At 61.7% G+C, this 17,634-nt stretch carries 15 protein-coding genes and 1 pseudogene; 11 read left to right on the top strand and 5 right to left on the bottom strand.

The window, feature by feature from the left end:
* Positions 1 to 15 precede the first annotated feature (15 nt).
* On the bottom strand, positions 16 to 1,236 hold the full coding sequence (locus ASC80_RS16975; protein WP_056299651.1) for an ABC transporter substrate-binding protein: 1,221 nt from the start codon (positions 1,234 to 1,236) through the stop codon (positions 16 to 18).
* A gap of 233 nt (positions 1,237 to 1,469) precedes the next feature.
* On the opposite strand from ASC80_RS16975, the gene ASC80_RS16970 reads away from it, so the two are divergent.
* The 7 genes and pseudogenes from ASC80_RS16970 to ASC80_RS16945 all read left to right on the top strand — a co-directional run bounded on the left by ASC80_RS16970 (position 1,470) and on the right by ASC80_RS16945 (position 8,696).
* Entirely contained in the window at positions 1,470 to 2,105 is a 636-nt protein-coding gene (locus ASC80_RS16970; RefSeq protein WP_056299648.1) for a GntR family transcriptional regulator, read from the top strand.
* A 35-nt stretch (positions 2,106 to 2,140) separates the two neighbouring features.
* The gene (locus ASC80_RS16965) at positions 2,141 to 3,208 is read left to right on the top strand and encodes an amidohydrolase family protein (protein ID WP_082512645.1); all 1,068 of its coding nucleotides are present in this window, start codon (positions 2,141 to 2,143) and stop codon (positions 3,206 to 3,208) included.
* Between the two features lie 262 nt (positions 3,209 to 3,470).
* Positions 3,471 to 3,746 carry a hypothetical protein gene (locus ASC80_RS16960; RefSeq protein WP_244487304.1) on the top strand — a complete coding sequence of 92 codons (276 nt, stop codon included), beginning with the start codon at positions 3,471 to 3,473 and terminating at the stop codon, positions 3,744 to 3,746.
* Positions 3,747 to 4,044: 298 nt separating this feature from the next.
* Positions 4,045 to 5,940 (top strand): hybrid sensor histidine kinase/response regulator, encoded by a 1,896-nt coding sequence (locus ASC80_RS16955; RefSeq protein WP_082512644.1) that lies wholly within the window; start codon positions 4,045 to 4,047, stop codon positions 5,938 to 5,940.
* A 127-nt stretch (positions 5,941 to 6,067) separates the two neighbouring features.
* A pseudogene (locus ASC80_RS24795) lies at positions 6,068 to 6,178 on the top strand (ABC transporter permease); the annotation flags it as partial.
* A 36-nt stretch (positions 6,179 to 6,214) separates the two neighbouring features.
* Complete coding sequence (gene araD, locus ASC80_RS16950) at positions 6,215 to 7,957, top strand: L-arabinonate dehydratase (RefSeq protein WP_056299645.1); 1,743 nt, start codon at positions 6,215 to 6,217, stop codon at positions 7,955 to 7,957.
* A gap of 22 nt (positions 7,958 to 7,979) precedes the next feature.
* Positions 7,980 to 8,696 (top strand): ribonuclease activity regulator RraA, encoded by a 717-nt coding sequence (locus ASC80_RS16945; protein WP_056299644.1) that lies wholly within the window; start codon positions 7,980 to 7,982, stop codon positions 8,694 to 8,696.
* A 96-nt stretch (positions 8,697 to 8,792) separates the two neighbouring features.
* Here the strand turns inward: ASC80_RS16945 and ASC80_RS16940 are convergent, their stop codons facing one another.
* A complete protein-coding gene (locus ASC80_RS16940) occupies positions 8,793 to 10,607 on the bottom strand; it encodes a chloride channel protein (protein ID WP_056299641.1) in 1,815 nt (604 codons plus the stop codon).
* Positions 10,608 to 10,692: 85 nt separating this feature from the next.
* On the opposite strand from ASC80_RS16940, the gene ASC80_RS16935 reads away from it, so the two are divergent.
* On the top strand, positions 10,693 to 11,148 hold the full coding sequence (locus ASC80_RS16935) for a MarR family winged helix-turn-helix transcriptional regulator (RefSeq protein ID WP_056299638.1): 456 nt from the start codon (positions 10,693 to 10,695) through the stop codon (positions 11,146 to 11,148).
* Between the two features lie 32 nt (positions 11,149 to 11,180).
* On the opposite strand, the gene ASC80_RS16930 is transcribed toward ASC80_RS16935, so the two are convergent.
* Both ASC80_RS16930 and ASC80_RS16925 read right to left on the bottom strand, forming a co-directional pair.
* On the bottom strand, positions 11,181 to 13,532 hold the full coding sequence (locus ASC80_RS16930) for a mechanosensitive ion channel domain-containing protein (protein ID WP_056299637.1): 2,352 nt from the start codon (positions 13,530 to 13,532) through the stop codon (positions 11,181 to 11,183).
* Between the two features lie 127 nt (positions 13,533 to 13,659).
* Positions 13,660 to 14,280 carry a hypothetical protein gene (locus ASC80_RS16925; protein WP_056299636.1) on the bottom strand — a complete coding sequence of 207 codons (621 nt, stop codon included), beginning with the start codon at positions 14,278 to 14,280 and terminating at the stop codon, positions 13,660 to 13,662.
* 138 nt (positions 14,281 to 14,418) lie between these two features.
* On the opposite strand from ASC80_RS16925, the gene ASC80_RS16920 reads away from it, so the two are divergent.
* Complete coding sequence (locus ASC80_RS16920) at positions 14,419 to 15,708, top strand: acetyl-CoA C-acyltransferase (protein WP_056299633.1); 1,290 nt, start codon at positions 14,419 to 14,421, stop codon at positions 15,706 to 15,708.
* Between the two features lie 5 nt (positions 15,709 to 15,713).
* On the opposite strand, the gene ASC80_RS16915 is transcribed toward ASC80_RS16920, so the two are convergent.
* Complete coding sequence (locus ASC80_RS16915) at positions 15,714 to 16,613, bottom strand: transcriptional regulator GcvA (RefSeq protein WP_056299631.1); 900 nt, start codon at positions 16,611 to 16,613, stop codon at positions 15,714 to 15,716.
* Positions 16,614 to 16,803: 190 nt separating this feature from the next.
* On the opposite strand from ASC80_RS16915, the gene ASC80_RS24460 reads away from it, so the two are divergent.
* Positions 16,804 to 16,938, top strand: a complete 135-nt coding sequence (locus ASC80_RS24460; RefSeq protein ID WP_244487303.1) for a DUF1127 domain-containing protein — start codon at positions 16,804 to 16,806, stop codon at positions 16,936 to 16,938.
* Positions 16,939 to 17,009: 71 nt separating this feature from the next.
* On the top strand, positions 17,010 to 17,630 hold the full coding sequence (locus ASC80_RS16905) for a GNAT family N-acetyltransferase (RefSeq protein WP_056299625.1): 621 nt from the start codon (positions 17,010 to 17,012) through the stop codon (positions 17,628 to 17,630).
* Positions 17,631 to 17,634: the final 4 nt, after the last annotated feature.

Genomic DNA, 17,634 nt, shown 5'->3' with positions numbered 1-17,634 from the left:
CCCGACGATTGCGAATTACTTCGCCGGTGCCCAGTCGCGCGAGTAGACCGGGCTCTTGAGGAATTCATCCGCGCCGTAGGTCCAGAACTGGCTCACAGCGGGATAAGTCTTGATGACGACGTTCTGCAGTCGTCCGTCCTTCTTCTCGACCTTGCGGATCGCGATATCGAGGATGGGCTGGCCGTACTTGTCGAGTTTCACGGGCCCGTAGGGGCTTTGAGGAATATCGACGTTGCGCAAGGCCTTCATAAAGGCTTCCTTGTTCGAGATGTCGCCCTTCACCTGCTCCAGCGCATTGTTGAGGAACTGGCAGGCCATGTACGCGCCGACCGTGTAGTAACCCGGATCGGCGCCGTAAGCCTTGCGGACGGTTTCAACGAACTTCTTGTTGGCAGGCGTATCGGTGGCGGCGCTGTACCAGCCCGACGAAATCACGCCGACGGCTTCGCTGCCCATGCGCTTCAGGATGCCTTCATCCACGGTCGTCATGGCACCGAGAACAGGCTTTTGCATGCCGTAGTTCTTGTATTCGCCGAGGAACTTGATGCCGTTGCCGCCGGCGAATGCCGCAAACACCGCATCGACGTTCGGATCGATCTGCGTGATGTAGGTGCCGTATTCCGCGGCATTGAGCGGAGACCACAGCTTCTGGACCACCTTGCCGCCGTTTTGTTCGAACGTGCGCTGGAAGCCGGCTGCGATTTCATGACCGAACGCGAAGTCGTCGGCGATGATCGCGATCTTCTTGTAGTGCAAATCCTTGGCGGCATACTCGCCGAGCGGATGGTGGGCCTGCGCGGACGTGCCGACGGCGCGCACGAACCACGGGTTCGGCTTGCGCTGGGTCAGGTCCTCCGCCGCAGCGGACGGCGAAATGATCGGCGTCTTGGTCTGGCGGATATAGTCGTCGATCGCCAGCGCCTCGAAGGCCGCAAGCGGGCCGATCAGGACCTGCGCGCCGTCTCGTTCGACAAGTTCCTGTGCCTTGGTTTTGGTGACAGCGGGCTGGCCGGCGGTGTCGGCGGTGATGATCTCGATCTTCCGCCCGGCCATCTCGCCCTTATGCTCGTCCATGCACAGCTTGAGACCTTCCTCCATCTGCCGGCCGCCGGCCGCCAGAGCTCCGGAACGGACGGTCATGAAGCCGACCTTGAGCGGTTCGGCCGCCTGCACCGGCGCCGCCAGAGCCCACGCCGCGAGAATTGTCGTCGATAGAAGGATGCGGGAACGCACCATGTCATACCTCCCTTGAAATCCAGTTTTGATACATCTGGTTTTATATTCTTATCAATTTCTAGGATGTCACTGAGTGCTGACCAGAGTCAATAACCCAAATCAATTTGACGAATTATGGCTTGATTTGCGCAATATCTGGTAGAAAACATATTACGGTTGAGGATACTATCCGTGAGTTGAACTGATATTGTGATATCTCACAAATGAGAGTCAAACGATAGCCGCGGGATAAAATGCAGGGGCAACGGATCTACGATTTTCTCAGGCAGGGCATTCTGACCTGCGATCTGCCGCCGGGGCGCGAATTGCGCGAGCAGGAGCTCGCCCAGCAGTTCGACGTCAGCAAGTCGCCGGTACGCGAGGCGCTTCAGCATCTCGTCAGCGAAGGGCTGGTGATCGTGATCCCCCGTCAGGGCTATCGGGTCTCGCCGGTCTCGTTGCGCGACGCCAACGAGATTTTCGCGTTTCGTCAGGCGCTCGAACTCGCCTGCATCGCGGAGTCCGTGAAGAATGCGTCCGATGAGGAATTGAAGGCGCTCGATCGGTTTCGTGAATTCCACGGCGATTGCGAGAACGAGTTCATCACCTACAACCGGGATTTCCATTGCGCTCTGGCACGATGCTCGAACAACGGCCGCATGTCGCGGACCGCCTGCGACCTGATCGAAGAGACGGAACGTCTTGTCAGGATGAGCGTGGCCGCCGTTCGGGGCCCAAAAGCTCACAAGTTCGTCGAAGAGCACAACGCCATCATCTCAGCACTCCAGGATCGGGATTCGCGCCGGGCCGTGAGCCTGCTCAAATCCCACGTTTCGGCTGCCGTGAAACGCTTCAGCACCGCCCTCGAATGGACGGCGATGCAGGCTTGAGCTTCAGCGTTCAACAATAAGAACGGGACATTTCAATGATCGACCGCAAGAATCGCTATGGCCTCACGGCTGCCCGCATCCACGACGCCGATGGCCGCGCCCGCCGTCCATCGTCGACGACCCTCGATATTCATTCGCACATCTTCGTGCCGGAAGCGGCCAAGGTCGCGCAGCCGCATATCGATATCAGCCGCATCTCGCTGGCCTATTTCGCCGACGACGCGACCAAGGCGATCAATGCCGGTCAGGAAAAAGATATCAACGAGGTGATGACCACCATCGACCGGCGTTTGCGCGACCTCGACAGGATGGGTATCGACATCCAGGTCGTCGCGCCGGCACCGGGCCAGTGCTACTATCATCTTCCTCCAAAAATCGCGGAAGAGGCCCATCGCATTGCCAATGACGGCGTTGCGGAATTCTGCGCGCGCCGGCCTGACAGGTTCCTCGGCCTTGGCGGTGTGACGCTGCAGGAGCCTGAACTGGCCGTGCGCGAACTCGACTATGTCATGACGCACCTGAAGCTGAAGGGTGTGCAGATCTTGACCAATGTCGACGGCAAGGAGTTATCAGATCCGGCTTACCGGCCGTTCTTCGCCAGAGCCGAACAGCTCGGCGCGTTCATCATGCTTCATCCCAACGGCTTTACGCAGGGCGAACGCCTGACGCACTTCTACTTCAACAACGTGGTTGGAAATCCGCTGGAGACGACGCTGGCGCTGCATAATCTGATCTTCAGCGGAACGCTCGCACGTTTCCCTGATCTGAAACTCATGGCTGTCCATGGCGGCGGCTATCTGCCGGCTTATTCCGGACGCATCGATCATGCGTGGGGCGCGCGGCAGGATTCTCATGGTGACCTGCCGCTGCCGCCGACCACTTATCTGCGTCAGGTTTATCTCGACACGGTCGTGTTCAGCTATCACCAGCTGGCTTATCTGCTCGATGTGTTCGGTCCCGACCGGATTTTGATGGGGACCGACTATCCCTATGACATGGCTGAGTACAATCCGATCGGCCATATCGCGGGCGTCAATGGGATGGACGAGACGACGCTGGCGCAACTGACCGGCGGCAATGCGATGCGGCTGCTACAGCTATAGCTGAGCCTGACCGCGCCGGCTGGTTTGAGCTGATGCCGCCTGCCGGGCGTGCTTTGGGTCGACGCGTCGGGATATGCGCTCGGCAGGATGCGCAAAACAATCACGGCACCGATGCGCGGATATCGGAGTACGACATGGCCGCGCGGCCATAGACCGCAGCTGTGACCTTACCGCGACGTGCTATTTATGGTCTCGGGTAAGTCCGCTGTATCGGAATTATCTGGCCGATACGCCACGTTCACTCGAGGTAGGAGATCAGGCCATGAAGACCGCGCCAATGAAATTTGCGCTCGTGGCGGGCTCTGCGTTGGTGGCTTCGATGTTTGTGTCTGTGGAGACGTGGGCGCAGGGGACGTCGCAGGAACGGTCGGCCTGCATGGGCGATGCATTTCGATTTTGCAGCGCAGATATTCCCAACGTGACGAAGATCGAAGCGTGTCTGAGCCAGAATCGAAACAGTCTGACGGCAGCCTGCGCGGCTGAATTTCAGCCGTCCCAGAGCACCAAACTCAAGCCAGAGCATTTCCGGAAGGATTAAGCCTCGGGCCCCTTCCACTCGTGGACCACGGACGGTGCTCACTGTGATTTCGGGATGCTTCAGCGCGTTCGCGGCGCGGCATATCTATAAACATCAATGATTTCAATGATATATTCTGCATTGCAAGTCGAGGGAGACCCCTGATGACCGCGATGAACCGCCTCTATTGGTTGGCGCGAGGAGAACAGTGGCGAATCCGATAACGTACCGGATATGCCTGAGCGGAGGCCGCAAGCTCGCTTTCGGAACGAACGATGCCGCAAAGCATTACCGCTTGCGGGCAAGGAATGTCATGACAATGCGAGCTAAGCGGTCCCTTGATGAGCAGGGGCTCTATGAGAGCGAACGGATATTCCGGCTGCTGGTCAATGGCGTCATCGACTACGCCATCTATATGATCAGTCCGCAAGGGATCGTGACGAGTTGGAACGCGGGCGCGAAGCGCATCAAAGGCTATTCTGCTGACGAGATTGTGGGTCAGCACTTCAGCAAGTTCTATACACGAGAGGATTTCGATGCAGGTTTGCCGGCGCTAGCCTTGCAAACCGCGTTGAAGGCTGGAACGTTCAGCGCGACGGGTTGGCGGGTTCGGAAGGATGGCTCGAAGTTTCTCGCTTCTGTCGTGATCGATCCGATTTATGAGGACAGTAAACTCATCGGTTTCGCAAAGATCACGCGTGACATTACGGAGCAGAACGAAGCGGCGGCTGCGCTGGCGAGTAGCGAGAGCAGGTTTCGGCTTCTCGTCAACAACGTCACGGACTACGCCCTTTATATGCTGGGTCCCGACGGGATCATCAACAACTGGAATATCGGCGGGGAAAGAATCAAGGGCTATACGGCGGACGAAATCGTCGGTCAGCATTTCTCCCGTTTTTATACCGAGGTCGATCAAGCCGCGGGCCGGCCCGCGCGTGCACTGGAGATAGCGAGAACGGCCGGACGGTACGAAGAAGACGGCTGGCGGGTCAGGAAAGACGGCACGTTCTTCTGGGCCAGCGTCGTTATCGATCCTGTGCGCAACGACGCCGGCGAGCTGGTCGGTTTTGCGAAAATCACGCGCGACATTACCGAGCGGCGAGAAGCACAGCTCAGACTTCAGCAAGTCGAACGTCAGCTAGCCGAATCGAGAAAGATGGACGCGCTGGGCCAACTGACCGGAGGAGTAGCTCACGACTTCAACAACTTGCTGATGATCATTTCGGGCAGCGCGCACGCCCTCAGGAAAGCCGCCGCTGGCGATCCGCGCGCGATAAGGGCCTTGCAAGCGATCGAGGGGGCGGCGCAGCGAGGTGGTGCCCTCACCAAGCAGCTTCTCAGCTTTGCACGGCGACAGCACCTCAATCCGCAGGCGATTAACGTGGCTCACAGCGTTGCCATGCTTTCGGACGTGCTGGACAGCGGCACCGGCTCGGCGGTTCATCTTGTGATTGAGATCGATCCGCAGACATGGCCCATTGTCGCCGATCCCGCTGAATTCGAGGTTGCACTGGTGAATCTCGTTCTCAATGCGCGCGATGCGATGCCGAAGGGTGGCACAGTCACGGTTACGGCGAAAAATCTCCACGTCGACGAAAGCATTGACCAGGTCGAGATCGTGGTTTCGGATGTCGGCGAAGGAATTCCCCCCGATGTTATCTCCAAGGTGTTCGATCCATTCTTTACCACCAAGCCAACCGGCAAGGGCACGGGTCTTGGTCTTTCCCAGGTATACGGCTTCGTTCATCAAGCGGGAGGTACGATCCACATTCAAAGCGAACTTGGGTCGGGGACTTCTGTGATCATAACCCTTCCGCGAGCTGATTCTTCGATCCAGGGCGCAAGTGAGCGTTCGTCGATCGGCTCGGGAACGGTTCTCCTCGTCGAGGATAATCCGGATGTCGCGATGGCGAGTACGACGCTGTTGGAGCAACTCGGATACTCTGTGCGATGGGTGTCGAATGCCAGCGACGCGTTGCACGAAGTCGCCAAAGACGACGTCGATCTGGTGTTCAGCGACATTGTCATGCCAGGTGAGATGGATGGTCTGGCGCTTGCCCGCGTGATCCATCAGCAGCGTCCGGATCTGCCTATACTTCTCGCCACCGGCTACAGCGAAGCTGCACATGCAGCGACGGCGAAGTTTCCCATCATCCGGAAGCCTTACGAACTGCAAGAGCTGAGCCGCACGCTGACCACTCTCCGGTCTCGATAAACGCCTCGGCATTCGAACTGTCCTCACGAGTCTGAAGATTGGCTGGGCGTTCGCGCGGTGGACCCTAATCGCCGCGTATCGTCAGGCAGGACGGGTTTTTCGAGAACCGAAGTTGGCTCGATACCAGGTGGTCTTCGCTGGCCTGTTGACCGTCATCGTGATCGGCTTCATCGTCCAAAATCACATCTGCCGGACCATCGAACGCAAGACGGTATTGCGATGGGTAGTCCAGTCCTGACCGGCGGCGACGAATGAACTCACCAACAGGTGCCCGATGACAAACAAGAACAAAAGAAACCCCGCCTCGCTGCGCAGCGCCCGCTGGTTCGCTCCCGACGATCTGCGATCGTTCGGCCATCGTTCGCGGGCGATGCAGATGGGTTACGCGCCGGAGGAATGGAAGGGCCGTCCCGTCATCGCCATCCTCAACACCTGGTCGGATGCGCAGCCCTGCCACATGCACTTCAAGAGCCGCGTCGATGACGTCAAGCGCGGGGTGCTGATGGCGGGCGGTTTCCCGATGGAGTTGCCGGCGCTGTCGCTGTCGGAATCGTTTCTCAAGCCGACCACCATGCTCTATCGGAATCTGCTGGCGATGGATGTCGAGGAACTGCTGCGCGGTCATCCGGTGGACGGTGTGGTGCTGATGGGCGGGTGCGACAAGACCACCCCGGCGCTGCTGCTCGGCGCCACCAGCATGGGATTGCCCGCGATCTATCTACCGGCGGGCCCGATGCTGCGCGGCAACTGGCAGGGCAAGGTGCTTGGCTCAGGGTCGGACGCCTGGAAGTACTGGGATGAGCGCCGCGCCGGCAAGATCACCGAGGCCGACTGGGTCAATGTCGAGGCCGGTATCGCCCGCAGCTACGGTACCTGCATGACCATGGGCACCGCCAGCACCATGACTGCGATCGCGGAGGCGATCGGCATGACATTGCCGGGAGCGTCGTCAATTCCGGCCGCCGATGCCGGTCATATCCGCATGAGCGCGGAATCCGGCCGCCGCATCGTCGATATGGTCTGGGAAGATCTGACGCCGCAAAAGATTCAGACTCGCGCGGCGTTCGAGAACGCGATCACCGTGGCGATGGCGATGGGGTGTTCGACCAACGCGATCATTCATGTCATCGCTCAGGCGCGCCGCGCCGGGCAGGACATCGGCCTCGATGATTTCGAGAAGGCCAGCCGCAAGGTGCCTGTCATCGCCAACGTGCGCCCGAGTGGCGACAAATACCTGATGGAGGATTTCTTTTACGCTGGCGGTTTGCCCGGTCTGATGATGCGGATCAAGGATCACCTCCATCTCGATGCCATGACCGTGACCGGCAAGACGCTCGGCGAAAATATCGCCAGTGCCGGCGTCTACAATGACGACGTCATCCGTACCGTCGACAATCCGATCTATGCCGAAGGCGCGCTCGCGGTGCTGCGCGGCAATCTCGCGCCGGATGGCTGCGTTATCAAGCCGAGCGCCTGCGAGCCGCGCTTCCTCAAGCATACCGGCCCGGCGCTGGTGTTCGACGATTATCCGTCAATGAAGAAAGCGATCGACGATCCTGACCTCGATGTCACCGCCGATCACGTTCTGATCCTGCGCAATGCCGGGCCGCAAGGCGGCCCCGGTATGCCGGAATGGGGCATGCTGCCGATCCCGACCAAGCTGGTGAAGCAGGGCGTGCGCGATATGGTGCGGCTGTCGGATGCGCGGATGAGCGGCACCAGCTACGGCGCCTGCATCCTGCACGTCTCGCCGGAATCCTATATCGGCGGGCCGCTGGCGCTGGTCCGCACCGGCGACATGATCTCGCTCGATGTTGCCGCACGCACCATCAATCTCGATGTGCCGGAAGCCGAGCTGGCGAAACGGCGCAGCGAATGGAAAGCGCCCGAGCCCCGTTACGAGCGCGGCTATGGCTGGATGTTCACCCGGCATATCCGGCAGGCCAATGAGGGCTGCGACTTCGACTTCCTCGAGACCGATTTCGGCGCGCCGGTGAGCGAGCCGGTGATTTATTGAACACCCACAGCGAGTGAATGTGATGCCGTTGAATGCCCAGACCCGCGACAAGCTCAAGACCGTCAGCACCGCTACCGTTGCCACCGCGCTCTACAAGCGCGGCTTCCGCAATCAGGCGATTCAGGATGTCCATCCGCTTGGTCCCAATCAGCCTGTGTTGGTCGGTGAAGCCTACACGCTGCGTTACATGCCGGCGCGCGAAGATCTCAACCCGATCACGGTGTTTCGCGATCCCTCTCATCCGCAACGCAAGGCGGTCGAAGAGTGTCCGCCCGGTGCGGTGCTGGTGATGGACAGCCGCAAGGACGCGCGCGCGGCTTCAGCGGGCTCCATTCTCGTGACGCGGCTGATGCAGCGCGGGGTTGCCGGCGTCGTCACCGATGGCGGCTTCCGGGACTCGGTGGAAATCGGCCAGCTCGGATTCCCGGCCTATCATCATCGCCCCAGCGCGCCGACCAATCTGACGCTGCATCAGGCCATCGATATCAATGTGCCGATCGGCTGCGGCGACGCGCCGGTGTTTCCAGGCGATGTCATTCTCGGCGACAGCGATGGTGTGATCGTGATTCCGGCGCATCTCGCCGACGAGATCGCGAGCGAGGCAGTCGAGATGACTGCATTCGAGGATTTCGTCACCGAGCAGGTGCGCAAGGGCCGATCAATCAGAGGGCTCTATCCGGCAACCGACGATCAGACCATGGTCGATTTCGCGGCATGGCGCAAAGCGGCGGGGCGCTGACCGTCTTGCGCTGATGCGTTCGCGCTTTCGATACGAAATCGGCTCCGTCGCGGTTGCGGCGGAGCCGATTGATTGTGACGGACACTCAGGCGTGACTTAGCTGGCCTCGGTCTCGTCCACCGCTCCCGGCCGGAAGGGGAAGAAGGATGCCTTCTTGCTTTCCTCGGCCTGCAGCTTGGCGCGCACGCGCATTAGATCCTTCCAGCCGATATAGCCGACGAGGCTTTGATCCTCGCGCGACACCACTGGAAGGTGCGCGACGTTGACCTGCGACAGGCGATCGGCGAGCGCTTCGAGATATTCGTCGGGATACGCGAGGGTGATCTTGCCTCCGCTCAACAGCTGGCCAAGCGTCATGGTGCGATGCTTGCCGGCCCGGCGCCAGCGCAGCACCGACGGCGGGTCAATGATGCCCAGCACGCGCCGGTTGTCGTCGAGCACCGGAAAGCTCGGGTGGTTCGCCTTCGGACTGGTGAGAAACGCAGCGGCGCCGTGCAGTGTCATGGTCGCCGGAACTGTGTCCACCGCTGAGGTCATCACCTCGCGCACACGGGTCAGCGCGAACGGATCGACACGATATTCGCGGACGAGATGATGGCCGCGTCGCGCGACTTTCTCGGTGAGGATCGAGCGCTTCATCAACAGTACGGTGACGATATGCGCGGTGCCGCACGCGGCAATCAGCGGCAGCAGCACGTGGGTATTGCCGGTCAGCTCGACCGCGAAGAAGGTCGCGGTCAGCGGCGAGCGCATCGTGCCGCCCATGGTGGCGGCCATCGCCAGCAGCGCCCAGAAGCCGGGGCTGGCCGACGGCAGGTAGCCCGTCAGTGCCGTGCCCATCGCGCCGCCCATGATGAGCAGCGGAGCCAGCACGCCGCCCGAGGTGCCCGAGCCGAGCGCGACCGACCAGATGATCGCCTTGACGACGAGCAGCAGGATCGCGGCCTTCGCCACCACATCGCCGCGGAGCATCCCGGCGATGTTGTCGTAGCCGACGCTCAGCGCCTGCGGTTCGATCAGGCCGCCGATACCGACGACGAGGCCGCCGATTGTCGGCCACCACATCCAGTGAATCGGCAGCTTGAGGAAGGCGTCCTCGCAGCCATAGACCATCTGGGTCAGCAGGCCGGACAGCAGCCCGCCGAGAATGCCGATGAAAATCCAGGCACCGAGCTGGAGCAGTGAAATATCGACACTGCCCGCAAACGGAAACAATGGTGCCGGCATATGCAGGAAGGTGCGCTCGACTGCCGCGACCACGGCGGCCACGGTAACCGGGATGAAGCTGCGCGGCGTCCATTCGAACAGCAGCAGTTCGACGGCGAGCATGATCGCGGCAATCGGCGTGCCGAACACCGTGGTCATGCCGGCTGCCGCCCCTGCGACCAAAAGCGTCTTGCGTTCATTGTCGCTGACCGGAAGCATCTGTGCGATCAGTGAGCCGATAGCGCCGCCGGTCATGATGATCGGGCCTTCGGCGCCGAATGGGCCGCCGGTCCCGATCGCCACTGCGGAGGATAAGGGTTTGAGGATTGCGACCTTGGCATCGAGCCGCGAACGTCCGAGGAGAATCGCCTCGATGGCTTCCGGGATGCCATGGCCGCGGATTTTCTCGCTGCCGAACCGCGCCATCAGCCCGATGATCAGCGAGCCGGCCACCGGGACGAGCACCGTCCACAAGCCGAGAGGCGAATGTTCGATGTTTAACTCGGTAAAGTTGAACTGGCCGAAATATGCGATGTTGGTGGCCAGCCGGATCAGCTTGAGGAGGAGGACTCCGGTAATGACGCCGGCGGTGGCCACGATCACGGAAATCCCCGCGATGATCAGGACGCGCGGGTCGGTCGTGAAATCACCAAGGTGACGGATGGCTTTGGCAGACGCTTTTGACGCCGCGGATGGAACGCTCATTGACGATGGATGCTCAAAAGGAGGGGTTGATGCTGGCCGATGTCGTATCGCACTACGATATAAATAGGCAAGCAGGCGAAGGGGGATGGCAGCAATGAAAAAGCCGGCCAAAAAGGGTTCCGCGGGCAGGAAACGGCGCCCAAGCCAGGCGGATTACGAGGCATTGTCGCAGTTCCGCTACCTGATCCGGTGCTTTCTGGAGTTCAGCCAGAATGCGGCCCGTGCCCACGGGCTGACGCCGCGGCAGCACCAGGCGCTGCTGGCAATCCGGGGCTATCCGGACGGCAAGCCGGTCGCGATCGGGGATCTGGCCGAACGGCTGAGAATCCGCCATCACACCACAGTCGAACTGGTCGACCGCTTGTCGGAGGCGGGGCTGGTGGAACGTGTGATCGACCCCGACGATCAGCGCCGTGTCCTGCTGGGGCTGACCAATCTTGCGGATCGCCACCTCGCCGGCCTGTCGGCGGCCCATCTCGACGAGTTGTCGCGGATCGAACCGCTGCTCAGGCAGGTGCTGTCGCGCCGCGCTGCACGGTGACGGGCTGATGGCCGCCCGTCAGGGCGCCCGGGTTATGCCCGCGCGCTGCGCCGGGTAACATCGGGCGGTTCGACCTCGGCGGGATTTGCGCTCTGGATCACCAGCGTCTGGTTCGGGGACGCGATCTCGATGCCGTGCTGCTGGAAGCGTTGCTTGACCCGCCGGTTGAACTCGCGCTGAACCGGCCAGCGGCCGGCGTCGGTACAGGGGATCTGCCCGACCAAGGACGCCATCGTGCCGTCGATCTTGTCGACGCCCCACAGGTCGAGATCGCTCCGGATCAGGTGCGAAAATTTCGGCTCCTGCCTCATTTCGGAGACGATGTCCTTCAGCATCTGACCGACATGGTCGGTATCCTCGCCGAATGCGACGTCGACATGAACAGCGGCATTGCCAACGCCGCGACTGGCGTTGGTGACGCTGGTGACGGCGCTGAACGGCACAATGTGGATCGAGCCGTCGCCGGCGCGCAGGCGAATGGTGCGGATCGACAGGTTTTCGACTTTTCCGGTCAGCCCAGAGACGGTGACGGTGTCGCCGACCTGAACCACGTTCTCGATCAGAAGGAACAGGCCGGTGATGACGTCCTGCACCAGCTTCTGGGAGCCGAAACCGATTGCGATGCCGAGGATGCCGGCACCGGCGAGCAGCGGCGCGACGTTGACGCCGATTTCGCTCAATGCCGTGAGTCCGACGACAGCGACGATGACGCACAGCAGTGTGGTGCGGAGCATCGGCAGAAAGGTCCGGAGCCGTGCGACGCGCATGTGATGTCCGTCGCGGGTCAACTGCGCGATCTTGCGGTCCATCAAGGCATTGCTGATTTCCCAGACCGCGATCGCGGCAAGCGTGGCGACGCCGATGGTGCCGATCGCCGACAGCAAGCGGTTGCCGATCTGGCCGCCGTAGAACCAGACCATCGCATCCACGCCCCACACTTCCAGCATCGCGACGAAACCGATCACCGCGATGATGCCTGAGATGGTCCGGCGCACCACCGGCAGATAGCGGTTGGCGCTCAGTTCGAGACCGGGGAAGCGGGCAGCCATCTCCGGCTTGATCTTGAAGACCTTGTCCATCGCGCCCAATGCGACGATGGAGACCAGCCGCGTGATCGCGATCACGGCGATGGTGCCGAGTAGATATTGCAACAGCAGCGCATAGCCGTTGCGGACGTTCATCGCCCACACCACCCACAGCGCCATCACCACGGCCACCGCGAGATAGTGCCACCAGTTCGCAGTGCGATTGCGGATTGCCGCGAATGCATTGTTGTTATCGTTGGCGGCGCGGATGGCGCGGGCGACCGGACGACGGCATTGCAGGATCACGACCACGACAAGCAGATGGACCGCGAGCATCACCAGGCGGATCAGCGCGTGATAGGCGCCGCGATAGAGGCCGAGCAGGAGAGCGACATTGGCGAGCGCAATGCCGAACACGCCGATGGTGGCGATGCGCCGCGCCCAGATTTCGATATAGGCGCCGGTTTGCTCACGCACCGGAAACAGGCTGAGGCGGCTCGACGACGCGATGGTGCGAACCACGGAGACCAAAACCCTGTTCAATGCATAGGCGTTGACGATGGCGAGGATGACAAGTTGCGTCGTTCCCGGATCGACGAGGTTCGTGCCGATCAAGATGGCCGCGGTGACCAGAAACGCCGCAACCGGCAGCAGGTCGATCACAAGGCGGGCAAGGACGAACGGCAGCCGCTTCAACGATTGCCACAGCCGGGTCAGTTTGCGCCGTGATGTTTCGGCTTCGGCGGCCGAAACGGCGTCATCGGAGGGCGTGCGGTCGGGTGGCGGCATCTGCGACGGAGCGTTCGCGGGCGCGGGTGCATTTCTCTCCAGCGCCGCCAGCGGCTTCTTCATCGCCGCGCGGACCAGCCATTCGACGGCGAACGCGCAGATCAGAACGACCGCCAGCTTCCAGGCGATGTTGAGCAGCAGGTTGAAAGTCCAGGGATCGTTCGCCGTGCGGACCGCCCAGCGCCACAGCGCAGGAAAATGCGTTACCGCCCGCGCCGCGTCGGCGATCTGCCGGGATGTTTCATCGACCTGCTCCGACAGGCGCAGCAGCAACTGGGCGCCGAGACTGTCGGCCGGCAGCGCTGTCGGTGGATCGTTTTGGGGCGGCGTTGCCTGCTGCGCGCCGCTGGCGGAGCTGGTGTTGGCGATGGCGCGCAGCGCATTGATGATCTCAGAGCGCTTGGCGTCGTTTTGCAGGGTGTCGATCGCCTGACGCGCCTGCTCCGGAGTCAATTGCGCGGCCGCGGCCGCGGGCGCAGCGGTTGCAGTGGCAGGGTTCGCGGTCTGGGCGTGAGATGGAACGGTGACAATCAGGCATCCAAGGATCGCCAGCGGCTTCAGTATTTTCATCAGTAGTCCTGGCACGAAATGTTCCTCAGCCCTGGATGCTTGCGCGGCTGTTGGGCCGCAGTCATGTGTTGGAAGTTGGCCATTCTGGCGGCGGTGGCTTGGCAATTGTAGGAATCGCGCTCGCATCTCAATGCACCTTGGAGGCTGTGGGATGGAGGACGGGACGATAACCCGCGGCGATCGCATTCAACGTCGATGGCGGCGTGACCAGCATCGGTGCAGTCGGTACCTCCGCGATCCGGTAACCATCGGGGGTCCACCGATGCGCCCGCCCACCCGCGATCAGATAGGCCCGGCCGCCGTCTGCGATTATCGCGCCGTCAGGCAGATCATCGATCGGGCGCGGCAGCGGATGCAGTTGCTTGACCCGATGCGCGAGCCGCTCGCCATGCAGCACGTCATCCATCGCGGATGCGTTCGGCGGATCGATACCGTTGCCGCGCGCCCACGCATCGCGAAAAGCAGTCGCGTCCTTGTAGCGACAGAAGAAGCACGGGCGATGTCCTGCCGCGAGAGCTGTCGCCTCATCAAGAAAGAACAACTCGGTCCAGCTTCGTCCGCCCATCACCTTGCGGCGGCGGCCTTTATACTCGCAGGTGCAGACGATCCAGGCCTTGGTGGTCCAGCGCTTGGTCAGCAACGTGCGGGTGGCGGGATCGTGGATGATGCCGCGATTGCCGGTGAACAGGCCGCGCTGTGCGATGGCGACGATCTCGCCGAACGGTGTCACGCGATTCTGCAACGGCATCGGATATGGTCCCGGGAGTGATAAGTGAGTCGCTTGCACAATACGCTTTCGTGACGCCGATGTCGGCACCGGCATCCGGCGGCGATATGCTATGGAGGGAGCGGTATTCCGGCTCCTCGCCATCATGAGGTTTTGTCCATGGCCAAATCGGCTTTTTCCAAAAACGACATCTGGCTGGCTGCGGGGGTGCGGACACCGTTCTCCAAGGTCGACGGAACGTTGAGTACAATCGACGCCATTGCGTTGTCGGTGCCGGTGGTCAAACACATGATCGCGGAACTGCACGGCGGCAAACCGGATTTCGTCGTCTGGGGCAACGTCGTGCCCAGTCTGACATGGAGCAACATCGCCCGCGAAATTCTGATGGATGCCGGTGTCGATCCCGCGGTGCCGGCGTTCTCGACGGTGATGGCGTGTTCGACCAGCATGGCCGGCGTGATCGAGGCGGCCGGCATGATTGACGGCGTCAGCCGCAATCTCGCGCTGGTCGGCGGCGTCGATAGCCTCAGTCAGGTGCAACTCGGACTTGGCACATCGCTGTCGAACTGGATGCGCCAGTTTCAGTCGGCGCGTTCGCTCGGCGAAAAGCTGAGCCACGCCTTCGACCTGAAGCTGCAGGACGTTCGCCTCTTCATTCCGGCGGTGAGCAACCGGACCACTGGCAAGAGCATGGGTGAGCATACCGAGATCACGGCAAAGGAATGGAATATCGGCCGCGCCGAGCAGGACCAGATTGCGTTGCAAAGCCACCAGCACGCCATTGCCGCGTGGGAGCACGGCTTCTTCGACGATCTGGTGATTCCGTTCGGCGATCTGCGCCGCGATACCATTCCCCGCAAGGACACCTCGCTGGAAAAACTCGCCAAGCTACCGCCGGCGTTCGACCGCATCAGCGGCAAGGGGACGCTGACCGCGGGCAATTCGTCGCCGCTGACTGACGGCGCATCGAGCATCTGGGTCGCTTCGGAGGCGGGCCTTGCGAAGTTGCCGCCGACGCTGCCGCGAGTAAAGCTGATCGACTGGGAAATCGCGTCGGTTGATTTTCGCGTCGAGGGGCTTTTGATGGCGCCGCCTTACGCGATTCCGCGATTGCTGGCGCGCCACTCGCTGACCTATGCCGATATCCATCTGTGGGAGATTCACGAAGCCTTTGCCGCGCAGGTGCTGGCGCACATCAAGGCGCTTGAGAGCACGGAATTCATCAAGACCAAGGCGGGTGTCGCCGCGTCGTTTGGTGCGTTCCCGCGCGACCGCCTCAATCCGAACGGCGGCAGCGTTGCGCTAGGTCATCCGTTCGGCGCCACCGGCGCACGCATTCTCAGTCAGGCGGTGAAGCAACTGGCGGGCATGCCGTCGGGACAGCGCGCTATCGTCAGCATTTGCGCCGACGGCGGGCAGGGCACTGTCGCGCTGCTCGAATCGGCCTGACGGCGTCACGTCACCGGCTTGGGCCGGGCTGCTTCCGTCAGCCAGGTGCGAAATGCGTCGAGCTTCGGTGAATGCGATCGTTCTTCCGGCGTCACGAGATAGAAGCCGGCGTCGGCCGGCAGCGCGATCTTGAACGGCACCACGAGGCGGCCCTTGGCGATGTCGTCCTCGACATAACTTGTTCGTCCGATCGCGACGCCCATGCCGTCGATCGCGGCCTGCAACGTCACGAACGTCAGGTCGAATGACACGCCACGACTGTGAGGCAATGACAGGCCTGCGGCGGTGAGCCACAGACGCCAGTCATCGCTCATGCCGCCGCCGGTGTGCAGTAGCGTGTGATGCGCAAGATCTTCGGGACATTCGAGTTTGCGCGGCCCTTTCAGCAGCGCCGGAGAGCAGACCGGAAAAATTTCATCCGCCATCAGCCAGTCGGCGCGCAGTCCGGCCCACTGGCCGTGGCCGTAGCGGATTGCGGCATCGACGTCGCCACGGCGAAAGTCGATCAGCTCCGTGGAGGTTGTGATCCGTACATCGATGTTCGGCGAGGCTTCCTGAAAACCGCCGAGCCGCGGCAACAGCCACTTCGCGGCGAACGACGCCAGTGTGCTGACGGTGAGGACGCTTTCATTCCCCTTGCGCCGCAGCCGGTCGGTGGCGGTGCGCAAATCCTGAAACGCGGCACGCACGCCGGGCAGATAGTCGCGCGCATCGGCTGTCAATGTCAGCGATCGCTTCTCGCGAATGAACAACCGGGTGCCGAGTTCGTCTTCCAGCCGCCGGATCTGATGGCTGATCGCGGTTTGCGTCACGTTCAGTTCGGCGGCGGCGACGGTGAAGCTGAGGTGGCGTGCCGCCGCCTCGAAAGCACGCAAACCATTGAGCGAAGGGAGCCGTCCCGCCATTGGGCGCCTATATATGAGAATATCTCATATATTCGTGGACAAAGTGTCGTTTGTCAACCGGCCCATCCGAGACGATATTCCCGCCAGAAACTGAACTCCGGAGGCAAAAATGGCCACGTGCACAGCAGATCAGATGACAAATCATCATCACAAAGACGTTAATGCGGCTAATTCGACAGGATTGGGGCAGTTGCTCCGGACCTGGCATCAGCGCTTCACGCAGCGCGACGAACTCGCTCATCTCACCGAACGCGATCTGAACGACGTCGGCATCACCTGGGATGACGTTGCTCACGAGGTCGACAAGCCGTTTTGGCGCGCATGACGCCAAGGCCCCTGGCCGGCGGCTCCCCAATGGCCGCCGGTCCTTTTTCCTGAACGGATCCGAGGCTCGCCATGCTTGCTATTCGGCCCGAAAATTTTTCGCACTTCGCGGATGTGGTTCGCACGAAGTCCGGTAACGCGGTCATCGTCCGGTTTGTTGAACCGTCCGACGAACTTGCCGTGCAGACCTACTTCCGCAATCTGTCGCAGGCTTCGCGCTACAACCGGCTGCTCGGTGCGGCGAGCGAACTTCCGCGCGGCGAACTCGAGAAGGTCCTTCACGTCGGCGAGAACAACCATTTCGCGGTGATCGCGGAAACCCGAAGCAACGGCGTCAGCACCGTCATCGGTGAGGCGCGGTATGTGTTCGATGAAGGCAGCGGCGAATTCGAATTCGGGCTGTCGGTTGACGACCGGTCGCAGGGCCAAGGCATCGGCGCGGCGCTGATGTCGAATCTCGAGTGCCGCGCGGCGGCGCTGGGCGCCACGCGGATCGTCGGCGAAACCCTGCGCAGCAACGCGCAGATGATCTCCCTGGCGCGGAAATCCGGCTTCAGCTTCGCGTCCACGCCGGACGATTGGCGCCTGGCCCGGTTCACGAAGGAACTGCATGTCGCGCCGCAGGACATTCCGTGCGCGAACTGGAAACAGGCCGCGCTCGATGCGCTGGCGTCGGTCAACGCGGCGGCGTAACGGC

Source organism: Afipia sp. Root123D2, assembly GCF_001425835.1.
Classification (GTDB): Bacteria; Pseudomonadota; Alphaproteobacteria; order Rhizobiales; family Xanthobacteraceae; genus Afipia.
Note: the sequence above shows the minus strand (reverse complement) of the source record. Positions and strands in the feature narration are given on the sequence as shown.

Coding starts and splice junctions, on each gene's coding strand:
- ASC80_RS16940 (WP_056299641.1), bottom strand. CDS start 10,607: ATGAGCGTTCCATCCGCGGCGTCAAAAGCGTCTGCCAAAGCCATCCGT.
- ASC80_RS16905 (WP_056299625.1), top strand. CDS start 17,010: ATGCTTGCTATTCGGCCCGAAAATTTTTCGCACTTCGCGGATGTGGTT.
- ASC80_RS16925 (WP_056299636.1), bottom strand. CDS start 14,280: ATGCCGTTGCAGAATCGCGTGACACCGTTCGGCGAGATCGTCGCCATC.
- araD (WP_056299645.1), top strand. CDS start 6,215: ATGACAAACAAGAACAAAAGAAACCCCGCCTCGCTGCGCAGCGCCCGC.
- ASC80_RS16935 (WP_056299638.1), top strand. CDS start 10,693: ATGGCAGCAATGAAAAAGCCGGCCAAAAAGGGTTCCGCGGGCAGGAAA.
- ASC80_RS16915 (WP_056299631.1), bottom strand. CDS start 16,613: ATGGCGGGACGGCTCCCTTCGCTCAATGGTTTGCGTGCTTTCGAGGCG.
- ASC80_RS16920 (WP_056299633.1), top strand. CDS start 14,419: ATGGCCAAATCGGCTTTTTCCAAAAACGACATCTGGCTGGCTGCGGGG.
- ASC80_RS16945 (WP_056299644.1), top strand. CDS start 7,980: ATGCCGTTGAATGCCCAGACCCGCGACAAGCTCAAGACCGTCAGCACC.
- ASC80_RS16955 (WP_082512644.1), top strand. CDS start 4,045: ATGCGAGCTAAGCGGTCCCTTGATGAGCAGGGGCTCTATGAGAGCGAA.
- ASC80_RS16965 (WP_082512645.1), top strand. CDS start 2,141: ATGATCGACCGCAAGAATCGCTATGGCCTCACGGCTGCCCGCATCCAC.
- ASC80_RS16960 (WP_244487304.1), top strand. CDS start 3,471: ATGAAGACCGCGCCAATGAAATTTGCGCTCGTGGCGGGCTCTGCGTTG.
- ASC80_RS16970 (WP_056299648.1), top strand. CDS start 1,470: ATGCAGGGGCAACGGATCTACGATTTTCTCAGGCAGGGCATTCTGACC.
- ASC80_RS16930 (WP_056299637.1), bottom strand. CDS start 13,532: ATGAAAATACTGAAGCCGCTGGCGATCCTTGGATGCCTGATTGTCACC.
- ASC80_RS16975 (WP_056299651.1), bottom strand. CDS start 1,236: ATGGTGCGTTCCCGCATCCTTCTATCGACGACAATTCTCGCGGCGTGG.